Here is a 14,798-nt window from a genome sequence, read left to right on the forward strand (position 1 = left end):
CGTTGATGTGACCATGGGGCGGGGTGATCTGGCCGATGGCGAGTGGGCACGGCTGCTGCCGTTCCTGCCGGTCAGCAACCGGCGGTGTGGCAGGTGGCGGGACCACCGTCAGCTGATCGACGGGATTCTGCATCGAGTTCGGACCGGGGTGCCGGGGCGTGAGCTGCCCGAGCGGCTCGGTCCGTGGAAGACCGTCTACGAACGCCACCGGCTGTGGTCGGCCGATGGAACCTGGGGACGCCTGCTCCAGCAGGTCCAGACTGAGGCCGACGCGGCCGGGGAGATCGACTGGACATCTCGGTCGACTCGACCATCGTCCGGGCCGCACCAGCATGCGGCTGGCGCCCGCACCGGCCCCTGCGGCGTCGATGCATCCGGCACCGTCTTCCACTTCCCGGTAGCACTCGGCGTCGCGGGCGAAGACCGCTTCGCGAAGAGGATTCAGTGCATCTTGCTCACTCTCCTGGAACGCCGTGAAGTACGACCATCTGCTCGCTTCCATTGAGGCGAACCCCACCGAGGACGTCGTAGCAGGAGCGCTTGGCATGCCATCGGGATGTGATCGCCCGGACAGTTCCCAGCTGCGTGCTCAGGCTGTCATCGTTCTGATCAGGTTGCCGGTCCGCCGAGAATCAGGTGCAGCCGAGCCGGACGCGCGCCGGCTTCCGCGTGGAGGGAGCCGAGCCGGGGCGCTCAGCGGGAAGGCAGTTGCTGGCTGATCGTGGTGCTGAGCGGCGTGCCGACTCAGGCGGGGTAGCCGATCTCCGAGATGTCTTCGGCCAGATCGGCGAGCTCGACGTCCGGGTTGAGCACGGCGACGATTTCCGTCCTCGTCGCGAAGGCCGCCGGCTCGCCGTCCGCTGAATCTTTGCGCGGGTGCTGCGAACGATGGTTCGCCACCGGGAGACTTCGGTGCCGTTCGACGGTTCCGCGCGGAATCGCGTACGGACTCTGGACAACGACGCCCGCTGCGGCCACGATGATGGCGACTCCATACGGTATGCAATCTACAGTGTGGAGGTGTACAGGCGTGACGACTGCCGTCGTCGCGCAGGGAGTGCGTGCGGGGGCCGGGGCCGCCGCACGACCGTGTTCCTCCAGCCCGAACCCGACGACACGACACATCAGCGAGGTGAGGACGGCCATGGCAAAGGCACTGGAAGGCATCCGAGTTCTGGACATGACGCACGTGCAATCCGGGCCCTCGGCCACCCAGCTCCTCGCGTGGCTCGGCGCGGACGTCATCAAGGTGGAGGCGCTGACCGGCGACATCACGCGCAAGCAGCTGCGCGACCTACCGGACGTCGACTCCCTGTACTTCACGATGCTCAACTGCAACAAGCGGAGCATCACTCTCAACACCAAGACGGAACGCGGCAAGGAGCTGCTGACCGAGCTGATCCGGCGCTCGGATGTGATGGTGGAGAACTTCGGGCCCGGCGCCGTCGACCGGATGGGGTTCACCTGGGAACGGATCCAGGAGATCAACCCGAAGGTCGTCTATGCCTCCATCAAGGGATTCGGTGAGGGTCCGTACACCAACTTCAAGGCGTACGAGGTCGTCGCCCAGGCCATGGGCGGTTCGATGTCCACCACCGGCTTCGAGGACGGTCCGCCGCTGGCGACCGGTGCGCAGATCGGTGACTCCGGAACCGGCATCCACGCCGTCGCCGGCATCCTGGCTGCCCTCTTCCAGCGCGAGAACACCGGGCATGGGCAGCGCGTGAACGTGGCCATGCAGCACGCCGTGCTCAATCTGTGCCGGGTGAAACTCCGTGACCAACAGAGGCTGGAGCACGGGCCGTTGGTCGAGTATCCGAACGAGGACTTCGGTGACGAGGTGCCGCGCAGTGGCAACGCGAGCGGCGGCGGGCAACCCGGATGGGCCGTGAGGTGCGCACCTGGCGGGCCCAACGACTATGTGTACGTGATCGTGCAGCCGGTCGGCTGGCAGCCGCTGAGCGAGCTGATCGGGCGGCCCGAGCTCGCGGATGACCCCGAGTGGGCGACCCCGGAGATGCGACTTCCGAAACTCGGCAAGATGTTCCAGCTGATCGAGGAGTGGACCTCGACGCTCCCCAAGTGGGACGTCCTGCAGAAGCTCAACGCCCACAACATCCCGTGCGGCCCGATCCTCTCCACCCAGGAGATCATCGAGGACGAGTCCCTGGCCGACAACGAAATGGTCGTCCGGGTGGAGCACCCGGAGCGCGGCACGTTCACCACCGTCGGCTCCCCGCTCAAGCTCTCCGATTCCCCTGTCGACATCACCAGCTCGCCGTTGCTCGGCGAGCACAACGAAGAGATCTTCGTCGGTGAACTGGGCCTCAGTGAGGACGAATTGGCCCTGTTGCGGACTGGCGGGGTGATCTGATGCCGCTCGGACCGGCCGACGGTGTGTTCGTGCGTACGTGCTGTCGCCACGGCCACCGTCATGGCCACGCCGGTCGGCATCGGTCGCACTCTGTGCATCGCGTCGTCTCGCGGACGTATGGGTATCCGCACTGCGCCGCCCGTACCGCCCGTATGACCTCCGGCTGAGGCGCCGGCCCTCATCGTGCCCGCGGCGGCGGACCCCGTCCGCCGCCGCGGCGCGGGTGCGAGGCCGGACGGTGTGTTCTCAGGCGCCCCCTGGCACCGTCCGGCCCGCCCACCCGACGTCGTCCCACCGCATGACGGCGCGGTGGAACGGCAACGTAAAGCCATGAGCGTCACCGTGGGCGCCGTCGACGAGTCGTCGCGACATCGCGCGAGCATGCGCTGCCCACCATCCGCGAGGTCGTCAACTCCCGTGAGTGGCATGGAGTTGCGGCATCGACGGGCTCAGGAGCGGGGGTGCCCGCTGTGTGCGTCCACAGCAACGTGCAGAGCGGCCGCGCCATAGGAGTGCCGCAGCCTCTCTTTGCGTTGCTGACCTGAGCAACACCCCCGTCGCTCAAGGGAGATCGTGGTCCGATGGGAGCCCGCCGCGGTCCGATGCAGCGTTCGCGGACCTTCGCGTGACATCCGGGCGAGAAAGACGGAGTGCGGCCCCTAGACAGAGCGGCCACCCCTCTACAGAATACGGTCTACTCCATATCGTATGCAAAGTCTCCGCGTGTGGAGTGGATCACTGTTCCCGTCGTCGTGGAGGGGGTTGCACATGTGGTGACACGAAGTCAGGACTCGTGAGCGCACGCGCGCTCCGGGCCGGGTCAGGGTGCAGGGAACCCAGCCGGCTGTGGGGCGGACAGCGGTGCGGACTGGTCCTGACGGCACGTGGGAACCGGACAGGGGGCGCTGACCAGGGTTCTGCGACGTAGGGAAATGGCATGACGACAACTGACACGCTGTCACACATCCCGTACAGGGAGGTGACGGACGGCAACGGCCGTACCTACCGGCTCGGTGAGACCGACCGGGACATCATGCGGAGACCGCGCTGGACCATGGTGCTCTTCCCATGGATCGGCATGATGGGCATCAGCTCGTCGGAGTACGCGTTCACTTCCGCCGAGGAGACCTTGCACGACGCGCATTTGTGGGCCAGTGGCCACATCTTCTGGCTGATGGGGGTCTGGATCTTCTTCCAGGCGGCCGTCGCCTTCCCGGCCGGTCAGCTCCGTGAGAGCGGGCGGCTGCCGGCCAAGAGCGCGATGCTCCTCGGGGCGCTGGGCACCCTGCTCGGCTATCTCTCGCTGGCGTACGCACCCCATGTCATCGTCGCCTACTTCGGCTTCGGCATGTTCAGCGGTATCGGCGCCGGACTCGTCTACGCGACCTGCGTGAACATGGTCGGCAAGTGGTACCCGGAGCGCAAGGGCGGCAAGACGGGCATGGTCAACGGCGGTTTCGCCTACGGCTCGGTGCCGTTCGTGTTCCTCTTCACCTCGTACATGGATCTGTCCAACTACCAGGGTGTGCTGGTCTCGGTCGGGGTCATCTGCTGTGCGGTCGTCGCGGTCGCCGGCTGGTTCTTCAAGGACCCGCCGAAGAACTGGTGGCCCCATCACGTCGACCCGCTGAAGGTCTCGGACGACCCGCGGATCGTGCGGTCGCTGGCCAAGAACCCTCCGGCGGTCAAGCAGTACACCCCGCGTGAGGCGGCCCGGACCCCGGTGCTGTGGATGATGTGGTTCTGCCTGCTGTGCACGGCGGGCATCAACATCTTCGGTATCGCCATGCAGGTGCCGTTCGGCAAGGAAATGGGATTCGCCGGCGGCATCGTGGCCACCGCCATGTCACTCAAGGCGATCGTGAACGGGACCGGCCGGGGAGTCATCGGCTGGATCTCCGACCGGTACGGACGCCGCAACACGCTGATCATCGTCTGTCTGGTCCTGGGATCCGCACAGTTCGGGGTGTTCTTCTCCGGCGACATCGGCTCGATGCCGTTCTTCCTGTTCTGCTCGATGGTCTCCGGCTTCGGAGGCGGCGCCATCTTCCCGCTGTTCGCGGCGATGACCGCGGACTACTTCGGAGAGAACAACAACGCCTCGAACTACGGAATGGTCTACAGCTCGAAGCTGATCTCCGGCCTGGTCGGCTCCGGCGTCGGCGCGGTCGTGGTCGGTGCCTGGGGCTACGGCGGCGCCTTCGCCCTGGCCGGCAGCATCGGACTCGCCTCCGCCGTACTGGCGGTGTTCCTGCGAGCGCCAGGCCGGCCGAAGCAGGAGGGCGTCCGCACGGCCACAGGAGCGGTCCCGAGGGAGGCGCTCTGAGCAGGGGGTGAAGGTTCGGCCCCGCCGCGCGCGGGGCAGGGCCGGGGTGTTCCCGCGCGGGGTCCGCGCACCGAGCCGCCCACGCTCCTGACGACCACTTCTGATCTCCCCGCTGTCGCCCCGGTTCGCCGGGGCGACAGCGTTCTGCCCGGCCCCGTTCTGCCCGGGCATCGACTCTGAGAGGCGACCAGCATGTCGACATCGACATCTTCCGGTGCACGTCCGTCCACCGTCTCCCCTGGCCAGGAATCGGTCACCGACTCCCTGGTGCGGGCCAACCGTGCCTACGCCGACGCATTTCGCGACCCCGGAATGGATGCCCGTCCCGTTCTCGGAGTGGCGGTCGTGGCCTGCATGGACGCCCGAATCGACCTGCACGCCGCGCTCGGCCTCGAGCTGGGGGACTGCCACACCATCCGCAATGCCGGCGGAGTGGTCACCGACGACACCATCCGTTCCCTCGCAATCAGCCAGCGTGCCCTGAACACCCGAAGCGTCGTCCTCATCCACCACACGGGGTGCGGCCTGCAGACGCTGACCGAGGAGTTCCGGTACGAGTTGGAGCGGGAGGTCGGGCAGCGGCCGGCCTGGGCGGTGGAGTCGTTCCGGGACGTCGACCAGGACGTACGGCAGTCGATGCGGCGGGTGCGCACGTCGCCGTTCCTGCCGCACACCGACGATGTGAGGGGCTTTGTCTTCGATGTGGCGTCGGGGCTGCTGAGGGAGATCTCGGACCTCGACTGAGCGTCCCCGCATCCTCGCGACCTTGCGCCACTCGTAGGGCAGTTGGGTGGACCAGTCCGTCCGACACATAGCGCTGCGAGCACCAATGGCATACTGTATGCAATGCAAGTCAGTGCCTCGCAGATCCGCGATCCGCGGCCGACCGAGGTCATCGGGACCGCCCGCCCGGGGCGGATCGGACATCGCACCTGAGGGGGCGCCCCGTGTCGTATCCCAGCGCACTGCATGACGTCCTGGACCACGTCATCGGTCCGGCCGGCGAACTGGCGTATCAGGAAGGCAAGTTCCCGCGCACGGCGGTCACGGCCCTCGGCCGGGCCGGGCTCCTCGGGCTGACCTGCTCGGCCGAACCGGCCGGTGGCGGGACCGACTTGGCGCTGGCCGCCGAAGTGGTCGCCAGGGTCTTGCCCGTGTGCCCGGCCACGGCCGCGGTGCTCCAGTCCCACTACGCGGCGGCCGCAGTGGTCGAGGCGTACGGCGGCGGGTGGCTGCGGGGCGAGGTCGCGGCCGGCCGTCACCTGTGCACCCTCGCGGTGGTGGAGGACGGCGTCGGGGGAGCGGTGGGCTCGACCGCGCGGCGTACCGGTGGCGTGGTGGCGCTGCGGGCGCGCAAGCGAGATGTGGTCGCCGCAGGTGAGGCGGACAGTTATGTCTGGTCGTCGCCACCTGTCGCCTCGGACGGTGGACTGACGCTCTGGGGTGTGCCGGCCCACGCGACCGGCCTGTTCGTTCCGGCGCGTGCCACCGGGGCGCCGCTTGCCAGCGCCACGTCCACGGTGGTCGCCGACCCGGTGCGCGTCCCGGCCGAGGCGATGCTGGGGGCGGACGGCGAGGGCTCCGAGATTCTTGTCGGCGCCGTGCTGCCGTGGCTGCTCGAGCTGTGCGGCGTCGTCGGGTCCGATGCGCTGCACCCCTCGCTCGGCGCGCTGGCGCGATCCGTTTCGGGGACCTCGCGCACCGGAGACGGTCAGGCGTTCGCGGCCTCCGCCGCGATGGCTTTGCGGTAGGTGCGGGTCCGCTCGGTGTGCTTGCGCATGATCTCGCCGGCCCGCTCCGGGTCGCCCTTCGCGATGGCCTGGATGAGGCGGGCGTGCTCGTTCCAGGAGCCCTTGGAGCGGGAGTTGGCGATCGGGGTGTAGTACCAGCGGACCTTGCGTCCCACCTGTGCGATCAGCTCCGCGAGCACGTCGTTGCCGCCCACGGATGTGATGTAGGTGTGCAGGGCCGTGTTCGCGGCGACCAGGCGGTCGGTCGTGTTCTCCGCCAGTGCGTCCACGCCCTCCTGCTGGAGCTGCCACAGGCGCTCGATGTGCTCGGGCTTGGCGTGCTGCGCCGCCAGTTGCGCGGAGTAGGTCTCCAAAACCGTGCGGACATCGAGGAGTTGGGTCGCCTCCTCCAGTGTGGGCGTGTGCACGAACGCGCCCTGGGCGGGCCTGAGGTCGACCCAGCCGTCCGTGTGCAGACGCTGCAGTGCCTCGCGCACGGGCTGCCTGCTGACCCCCAGCTGCTCGGCGAGATCTGATTCGACCAGATGCTGGCCCGATTTCAGGGTGCCGCTGATGATCAGCTCTGCCAGGGCATCGGACACCGCCTGGCGCAGCGGCGTCGGGCGGGCGACGCGTCGGGCGGAGCCAGCAGTCAGGCCTTGGCGCATGGTTCTCCTGTTCCGCCCCCGAGCTCACCGAGTCGGTGGCTGTGCCGACCGTTACCCCCGGGCGGACCGCGCGGCGGCCCGTTCAGGATACAGGTTTTCGTATGCAGTGTGATGTCCCGCGACGACCTTGTGTGATGTCCCACCGGGGTGGAGGGCGGGGGCCCACCGGATCAACGCAGCCCGCCAGCAGCGGATTTGACCGGCCGTCGGGGCAGATCGGCAGACGGCTCCATGCAGGATTCTGTATGCAAAAAGCTTGTATGCATCAGGGTTGCGTGCTTCGCTAGGACTGTTTCGCCCCTTGCGCCGTGCGCGCGAGGGGAGGTCGAGGTGCCCCTGTGAACGCGAACCGTGGTGCTCGGACCGGACCCCCAGGTGCCCGTGCCCGTACCCCTTCCACGGCCCTGACGAAAGGCCGCACGACCATGAAGATCCGGACCAGTGATCCGACGGTGGATCAGGTGGTGAGGAAGATCGCCGCCGCCCATCGCGAGCAGCGTGGCGCTCTGCTGCCGATCCTCCACGCCGTGCAGGCCGAACTGGGGCATGTGCCCAAGGAGGCCGTACCGGTGCTCGCCGACGAACTCAACCTCTCGCGGGCCGACGTGCACGGAGTGGTGAGCTTCTACCACGACTTCCGCGCCGAGCCGGCGGGCCACCGTACCGTCCGCGTGTGCCGTGCCGAGGCCTGCCAGGCCCAGGGGGCGGGGTATCTCGTGGAGTACATACGGCAGATGGGGCTCACCCTGGGCGGGACCGCCGAGGACGGTTCGGTCACCGTCGAGCAGGTCTTCTGCCTCGGCAACTGTGCCCTGGGCCCCGCCGTCGAGGTGGACGGACGCCTCCACGGCCGGGTGGACACGGAGCGGCTCGGCGCGCTGCTCCAAGGAACCGACAAGACGCGGCGCTACGGCGTCGGCGCCACGCCCGACGGAAGTGAGGCACCCCGGTCATGACCCAGCAACCCGCACAGCCCCATGTGCGGATCTACGTCCCCCGCGACTCGGCCGCCCGGTCCGTCGGCGCCGACGAGGTGGCCGCCACAATCCAACAGGCCGCCGGCGGGGTGGACTTGGCCGTCGATCTCGTACGTACCGGATCGCGCGGCATGCTCTGGCTCGAGCCGCTCGTCGAGGTCGACACCGAGCACGGGCGTATCGGCTACGGTCCGGTGACCCCCGACGACGTTCCCGCGCTGCTCGCCGCCGGCCTCCTCGACGGCGACGAGCATCCCTTGCGGCTCGGCCCGGTGGACGAACTGCCGTGGCTGGCCCGTCAGAACCGGGTCACCTTCGCGCGCGTCGGCGTCATCGATCCGCTCGACGCCGACGACTATCTGCGCCACGGCGGGCTCACAGGGCTGCGCACCGCGCTGAAGCTCCAGCCGGCCGACGTGGTCGCAGAGGTGACCGACTCGGGCCTGCGTGGGCGTGGCGGGGCAGGCTTCCCCGCAGGCATCAAATGGAAGACCGTGCTCGACTGCCCGGGCGAGCTGAAGTTCATCTGCTGCAACGCCGACGAGGGCGACAGCGGGACCTTCGCCGACCGCATGCTCATGGAGGGCGACCCGTTCCTGCTCATCGAGGGCATGACGATCGCCGCGCACGCCGTCGGCGCCCGCGAGGGCTACCTCTACATCCGCTCCGAATACCCGGACGCGGTCGCCACGATGCGCGCCGCCATCGACATCGCCCGCGAGCGTGGCTGGCTCGGCACCTCGGTCCTCGGCACGCCGCTCGAGTTCGATCTGCATGTGCGAGTCGGAGCCGGCGCGTACATCTGCGGCGAGGAGACCTCCATGCTGGAGAGCCTGGAGGGCAAGCGCGGCATGGTCCGCGCCAAGCCGCCGATCCCCGCGATCGAGGGCCTGTTCGGCAAGCCGACCGTCGTCAACAACGTCCTGACGCTTGGCACCGTCCCTGTCGTTCTCGCCCAGGGCGCCAAGGCGTACCAGGAGCTGGGGGTGGAGCGCTCCCGCGGCACCCAGGTGTTCCAGCTCGGCGGCAACATCGCCCGCGGCGGCATCGTCGAGACCGCCTTCGGTATCACGCTGCGCGAACTCATCGAGGAGTACGGCGGCGGCACGCGGTCGGGCCGGCCGGTGCGCACCGCGCAGGTCGGCGGGCCGCTCGGTGCCTACCTTCCGCCCTCTTCGTTCGACCTGCCGATGGACTACGAGGCGTTCGCCGCGGCCGGGGCGATGGTCGGTCACGGCGGCATCGTGGTCTTCGACGACACCGTCGACATGGCCGCCCAGGCGCGCTTCGCCATGGAGTTCTGCGCGGCCGAGTCCTGCGGCAAGTGCACCCCGTGCCGGGTCGGTTCAGTGCGCGGCGTCGAGGTGATCGACAAGATCGTGGCGGGGGAGCAGAGGGACGAGAACCTGGCACTCCTCGACGACCTGTGCGAGCTGATGACCGAGGGCTCGCTGTGCGCGATGGGCGGACTGACCCCGCTGCCCGTGCGCAGCGCGCTCACTCACTTCGCGGACGACTTCCTCGGCGAAGTCGCCGCCGACACGAGGACGGAGGGCACGGCATGACACTGCTCAAGGAACCTGATCACGGCACCCCGGAGCGACCGGGCGAAGCCACGGTGGCACTCGAGGTGGACGGCATACCGGTGAGCGTGCCGGAGGGCACCTCGGTGATGCGTGCCGCCTCGCTCGCCGGCGTCGACATCCCCAAACTCTGTGCCACCGACTCCCTGGAGGCCTTCGGCTCCTGCCGGCTGTGCGTGGTCGAGATCGACGGCCGGCGCGGCACACCGGCCTCCTGCACCACCCCGTGCGCCGACGGTATGCAGGTGCGCACCCAGACACCCAAGGTGGAGAAGCTGCGCCAGGGCGTCATGGAGCTCTACATCTCCGACCACCCGCTGGACTGTCTGACCTGCCCCGCCAACGGCGACTGCGAACTGCAGGACATGGCGGGCGTCGTCGGACTGCGTCAGGTGCGCTACGGCTACGAGGGGGAGAATCACCTCGACGCCGAGAAGGACACCAGCAACCCCTACTTCGACTTCGACGCGTCCAAGTGCATCGCCTGTTCCCGTTGCGTCCGCGCGTGCGGCGAGATCCAGGGCACATTCGCCCTGACCATCGAGGGACGCGGCTTCGACTCCAAGGTGGCGGCGGGCGCGGGGGAGTCCTTCATGGACTCCGAGTGCGTCTCCTGCGGAGCCTGCGTGCAGGCGTGCCCGACGTCCACGCTCCAGGAGAAGTCGGTCGTCGACCTCGGCATGCCCACCCGCTCGGTCCTCACCACCTGCGCGTACTGCGGCGTCGGCTGCTCCTTCAAGGCCGAACTGCGCGGCGACGAACTCGTCCGCATGGTGCCGTACAAGGACGGCGGCGCCAACGAAGGTCACGCGTGCGTCAAGGGCCGCTTCGCCTTCGGCTACGCCACGCACCCCGACCGCGTCCTCAAGCCCATGGTGCGCGAGAAGATCACGGACCCGTGGCGTGAGGTCGAGTGGGACGAGGCCATCGCCACCGTCGCACGCCGGATGCGGGCTCTGCAGGACACGTACGGGACGGGCGCGGTCGGCGCGATCACCTCCTCGCGGTGCACGAACGAGGAGGTGTACGTCGTCCAGAAGATGGTCCGGGCCGCGTTCGGCAACAACAACGTCGACACCTGTGCGCGCGTCTGCCACTCGCCCACCGGATACGGGCTCAAGCAGACCTTCGGTGAATCCGCGGGCACCCAGGACTTCCGCTCGGTCGCCGAGGCCGACGTCATCATGGTGATCGGCGCCAACCCCACCGACGGACACCCGGTGTTCGCCTCCCGGATGAAGCGCCGGCTGCGCGAGGGCGCCCGCCTCATCGTGATCGACCCGCGCCGCATCGACCTCGTACGCTCGCCGCACATCGAGGCCGACCACCATCTGCAACTGCGACCGAGCACCAACGTGGCCGTGGTCAACGCCATGGCGCACGTGGTGGTCACCGAGGCGCTCGTCGACCAGAACTTCGTGGCCGAGCGGTGCGAGGGCTACGAGGAGTGGGCCGCGTTCGTGGCCCGCCCCGAGAACAGCCCCGAGGCCGTCGAACCGGTCACCGGGGTCCCTGCAGACGAACTGCGCGCGGCCGCCCGGCTGTACGCCGGCGCACCCAACGGGGCGATCTACTACGGTCTGGGCGTCACCGAGCACAGCCAGGGCTCGACCATGGTCATGGGAATGGCCAACCTTGCGATGGCGTGCGGGAACATCGGCCGCGACGGCGTGGGCGTCAATCCGCTGCGCGGCCAGAACAACGTCCAGGGCTCCTGCGACATGGGCTCCTTCCCGCACGAGCTGCCCGGCTACCGGCATGTCGCCGACGACGCGGTGCGCACCGTGTTCGAGGACCTGTGGGGCACGGCCCTGCTGTCCGAGCCGGGGCTTCGCATCCCCAACATGTTCGACGCGGCCATCGACGGCTCCTTCCGCGGCCTGTTCGTGCACGGAGAGGACATCGCGCAGTCCGACCCGAACCTGAAACATGTCACCGCGGCCCTCGAGGCGATGGAACTCGTCGTCGTCCAGGACCTGTTCCTCAACGAGACCGCCAAGTTCGCGCATGTGTTCCTGCCCGGGGCGTCGTTCTTGGAGAAGGATGGAACCTTCACCAACGCGGAGCGCCGGATCAACCGGGTGCGCGCGGTGATGGCGCCGAAGGCGGGCAAGCACGAGTGGCAGATCGTCACCGAGATCGCCACCGCCATGGGGTATCCGATGGCGTACGACCACCCGAGCCAGATCATGGACGAGATCGCTGCGGTCACCCCGACCTTCGAGGGCGTCTCCTTCGGGCTCCTCGACAAGCTGGGCAGCGTCCAGTGGCCGTGCAACGCCGAGGCGCCCGATGGCACACCCGTCATGCACATCGACGAATTCGTCCGTGGGAAGGGCAAGTTCGTCGTCACCTCGTACGTGCCGACCAATGAGCGCTCCACCCGTCGCTTCCCGCTGGTGCTCACCACGGGGCGCATCCTCAGCCAGTACAACGTCGGGGCGCAGACGCGCCGCACGGGCAACGTCGCCTGGCACCCCGAGGACGTACTGGAACTGCACCCGCACGACGCGGAGGATCGCGGGATCACCGACGGTGACCCGGTCACCCTGGCCAGCCGGGTCGGCCGCACCACGCTGCGCGCCCTGGTCTCCGACCGGATGCCGACCGGCGTCGTCTACACGACCTTCCACCACCCGGTCACCGGCGCCAACGTGGTGACCACGGAGAACTCCGACTGGGCGACCAACTGCCCGGAGTACAAGGTGACGGCGGTCCAGGTAGCCCTGGCGTCACCGGGGCGCGAGGGGGCCGCCGCGGCCACCGAGACCCCCGTGGGCGCCCTGACGGCGGGAGACTGACACTCATGGCCTCAACTGAGCCGGCCGAGTGCCGTATGGCCAATGACATCGCTCTGAACCTCGCCCATCTGCCCACGGCGCAGGCCACCACCGAACTGGCCGGACACATCGGCAGGTTCTGGGACCCGCGGATGCGCACGAGGCTGCGCGCGCTGGTGGACTCCGACGCGCCCGGCGTGCACCCGCTGGTCGTCGAGGCGGTGAAGCTGCTGAGCTGACGGTGGAGTTCAGGGCGCGGCCCGCTGCGGTGTGACGCGGCGGGCCATGTCTCGTGCAGCCCCGAGGGAAGCCCCCGCGGGGCCCTTCGGCATGCCCGGAACCCGGTTCACTCGACTGTGGGGTGTAACTGCACGGCTCCCAAAGGTAGTTGAGTAATGCACTGGTCAAGCTTCCTGCCGCCCCACTGGACACGCGATTTCAGTTCTCCATACCGTATGCAATCACCGGTCGGGCTCCCTGCGTCTTGACCGGCAGGTCAGTTGTCTGTCATACCTCGCCGCGGTCCCGAACCCGTCGCGCCGAGGCCGAAACACCAGGTCACCGCCTGCACGCCGGCGGGCTCCGGGATGCCGCCCCGGACCCGTGACGCGCCGACGGCGTACCCCCTACCCGCGCCCGGCGAGAGTCCGGGCGCGCACCGTGGAGGGGAGTCGCTTTCACCCAACGCATGAAGAGCAAGGCCCCAGGGGGCGCACGCCAAGCTCTTTTTCAGGCAAGGGAAGGCACACATGTCAGAAACACCGCAGGCGACTTCATCCTCGTACCGAGAGGTCGCCGATGCCAACGGACGCGTCTATCGCGTCGGGGAGACCGACCGCTCCATCCTGGGCAGGCCTCGGGCGTGGATGGTCTGGCTCCCGTGGATCGCGATGATGGGCGTCAGCGTCTACGAGTACGGCTACAGCTCGGCGGAGGCGACCCTCGAGCACGCCCATGGCTGGACCCTCACCGAGGCCTTCTGGATCGCCAGTATCTGGGCGGTCTTCCAGGCGGGCATCGCCTTCCCCGCGGGCAGGCTCCGGGAGACCGGGAAGCTCTCCGCCAAGACAGGCATGCTTCTCGGAGCGGTACTGTCCGGGCTCGGCTTCCTCTCCATCTCCCACGTCTCGAACCCGATCGTGGTGATACTGGGTTACTCGGTGCTCGGTGGCGCCGGCTCCGGACTCGTCTACGCGACCTGTATCAACATGGTCGGTAAGTGGTATCCGGACAACAAGGGTGCGCGGACCGGCTTCGTCAACGGCGGATTCGCCTACGGCACACTGCCGTTGATCTTCGTATTCAGCTACTGGTTCCACGCCGACAACTACCGGTTGGTCCTCGACCTGATCGCCCTGGGCATGGTCCTCCTCGTCGGCGCCTGCGGCTTCTTCTTCCGTGACCCGCCCAAGAGCTGGTGGCCGCACGACGTGGACCCGCTCAACCGCGGCGACGGTGAGGACGCCGAGCGTGTGGCCCGCAGGCTGCGCAAGAACCCGCCGGCCAAGGGGCAGTTCACCCCGATGCAGGCCATCAGGACCGGGCAGCTGCCGCTGATGTGGTTCGCCCTGGTCTGCATCGGCGGCGTCTCGCTCTTCGGCATCAACTTCCAGGTCCCCTTCGCCAAGAGCCTTGGCTTCGGGCCGCTGATCGCCGCCTCGTCGGCGGGTGTGCTCGCCGTGGTCAACGGGGTGGGCCGGGCCGCCGTGGGCTGGCTGTCGGACACACTCGGCCGCCGGCAGACGCTGACGCTGGTCCTCGTGATCGCGGGCGTCGCGCAGTTCGGCGTGCTGTGGTCGGGACAGGCCCATAACGAGCCGCTGTTCCTGATTTTCGCCTTTGTCAACGGCTTCGGCGGCGGAGCCTTCTACCCGCTGTTCGCGGCACTGGTCCCGGACTACTTCGGGGAGAACAACAACGCCACCAACTACGGCCTCGTCTACAGCGCCAAGCTGGTCGGCGGTGTGGGCGGCGGTGGCTTGGCCGCTTCGGTGATCAGCGCCTGGGGCTACTCGGGCGGCTACTACCTGGCAGGCGGCATCGCCTTTCTGTCGGCTCTGATCACCTTGCTGCTGCGCCAGCCCGGCCGACCCGCGGACCAGGAGCGGCCTGCCGTGCAGGCCGTGGCCGACAGCCGCGGGCTGACCGGCGCCGCGAACTGAGTGAACGCCCGGGCGCAACTGCGCGCCCGGGCCCGCAGACCGTGCGCGGGTGCGGAAAAAGCGTTGGGCGGCGGCGGCAGTCGTCCGGCGTGGTGCCCGTGGCACGGGTGGGGCCGGACGGTGGGGTGCGCTCCCTGCTCCGTCCGGCCCCGGCCCATTGGTGTGCCAGGTGCTCCATTTCAGGTGGGGCCGGCTGGA

12 protein-coding genes are annotated in these 14,798 nt (G+C 68.7%); 10 read left to right on the forward strand and 2 right to left on the reverse strand.

Annotated features, from left to right (window positions below; all coding sequences use genetic code 11):
* Nucleotides 1-13: 13 nt before the first annotated feature.
* A complete protein-coding gene (locus tag ACFYP5_RS21985; protein WP_389038518.1) occupies nt 14-505 on the forward strand; it encodes a transposase in 492 nt (163 codons plus the stop codon).
* A gap of 239 nt (nt 506-744) precedes the next feature.
* Here the strand turns inward: ACFYP5_RS21985 and ACFYP5_RS21990 are convergent, their stop codons facing one another.
* On the reverse strand, nt 745-978 hold the full coding sequence (locus ACFYP5_RS21990; RefSeq protein ID WP_389038521.1) for a hypothetical protein: 234 nt from the start codon (nt 976-978) through the stop codon (nt 745-747).
* A 166-nt stretch (nt 979-1,144) separates the two neighbouring features.
* Between ACFYP5_RS21990 and frc the strand changes: the two genes are divergently transcribed.
* The 4 genes from frc to ACFYP5_RS22010 all read left to right on the forward strand — a co-directional run bounded on the left by frc (nt 1,145) and on the right by ACFYP5_RS22010 (nt 6,451).
* Entirely contained in the window at nt 1,145-2,374 is a 1,230-nt protein-coding gene (frc, locus tag ACFYP5_RS21995) for a formyl-CoA transferase (protein ID WP_389038524.1), read from the forward strand.
* A gap of 937 nt (nt 2,375-3,311) precedes the next feature.
* Nucleotides 3,312-4,700: an OFA family MFS transporter gene (locus ACFYP5_RS22000; RefSeq protein WP_389038527.1), complete on the forward strand. Its 1,389-nt coding sequence runs from the start codon at nt 3,312-3,314 to the stop codon at nt 4,698-4,700.
* Between the two features lie 192 nt (nt 4,701-4,892).
* Nucleotides 4,893-5,444: a beta-class carbonic anhydrase gene (locus ACFYP5_RS22005; RefSeq protein ID WP_389038530.1), complete on the forward strand. Its 552-nt coding sequence runs from the start codon at nt 4,893-4,895 to the stop codon at nt 5,442-5,444.
* Between the two features lie 203 nt (nt 5,445-5,647).
* Complete coding sequence (locus ACFYP5_RS22010) at nt 5,648-6,451, forward strand: acyl-CoA dehydrogenase family protein (RefSeq protein WP_389038533.1); 804 nt, start codon at nt 5,648-5,650, stop codon at nt 6,449-6,451.
* On the opposite strand, the gene ACFYP5_RS22015 is transcribed toward ACFYP5_RS22010, so the two are convergent.
* Complete coding sequence (locus ACFYP5_RS22015) at nt 6,412-7,098, reverse strand: GntR family transcriptional regulator (RefSeq protein WP_389038536.1); 687 nt, start codon at nt 7,096-7,098, stop codon at nt 6,412-6,414. The genes ACFYP5_RS22010 and ACFYP5_RS22015 overlap by 40 nt on opposite strands.
* Nucleotides 7,099-7,523: 425 nt before the next feature.
* Here ACFYP5_RS22015 and ACFYP5_RS22020 point away from each other — a divergent pair, with 425 nt between their 5' ends.
* The 5 genes from ACFYP5_RS22020 (at nt 7,524) to ACFYP5_RS22040 (ending at nt 14,600) form a co-directional block, all read left to right on the forward strand.
* Nucleotides 7,524-8,054 (forward strand): formate dehydrogenase subunit gamma, encoded by a 531-nt coding sequence (locus tag ACFYP5_RS22020; protein WP_389038538.1) that lies wholly within the window; start codon nt 7,524-7,526, stop codon nt 8,052-8,054.
* Nucleotides 8,051-9,640, forward strand: a complete 1,590-nt coding sequence (locus ACFYP5_RS22025; protein ID WP_389038540.1) for a formate dehydrogenase beta subunit — start codon at nt 8,051-8,053, stop codon at nt 9,638-9,640. The genes ACFYP5_RS22020 and ACFYP5_RS22025 overlap by 4 nt, the downstream gene beginning before the upstream one ends.
* A complete protein-coding gene (fdhF, locus tag ACFYP5_RS22030; RefSeq protein ID WP_389038542.1) occupies nt 9,637-12,459 on the forward strand; it encodes a formate dehydrogenase subunit alpha in 2,823 nt (940 codons plus the stop codon). Before ACFYP5_RS22025 ends, fdhF begins: the two co-directional genes overlap by 4 nt.
* A gap of 5 nt (nt 12,460-12,464) precedes the next feature.
* The gene (locus ACFYP5_RS22035; RefSeq protein WP_389038544.1) at nt 12,465-12,677 is read left to right on the forward strand and encodes a formate dehydrogenase subunit delta; all 213 of its coding nucleotides are present in this window, start codon (nt 12,465-12,467) and stop codon (nt 12,675-12,677) included.
* A 510-nt stretch (nt 12,678-13,187) separates the two neighbouring features.
* Nucleotides 13,188-14,600, forward strand: a complete 1,413-nt coding sequence (locus tag ACFYP5_RS22040) for an OFA family MFS transporter (protein ID WP_389038547.1) — start codon at nt 13,188-13,190, stop codon at nt 14,598-14,600.
* Nucleotides 14,601-14,798: the final 198 nt, after the last annotated feature.

Source organism: Streptomyces sp. NPDC005262 (assembly GCF_042872425.1).
Taxonomy (GTDB): Bacteria; Actinomycetota; Actinomycetes; order Streptomycetales; family Streptomycetaceae; genus Streptomyces.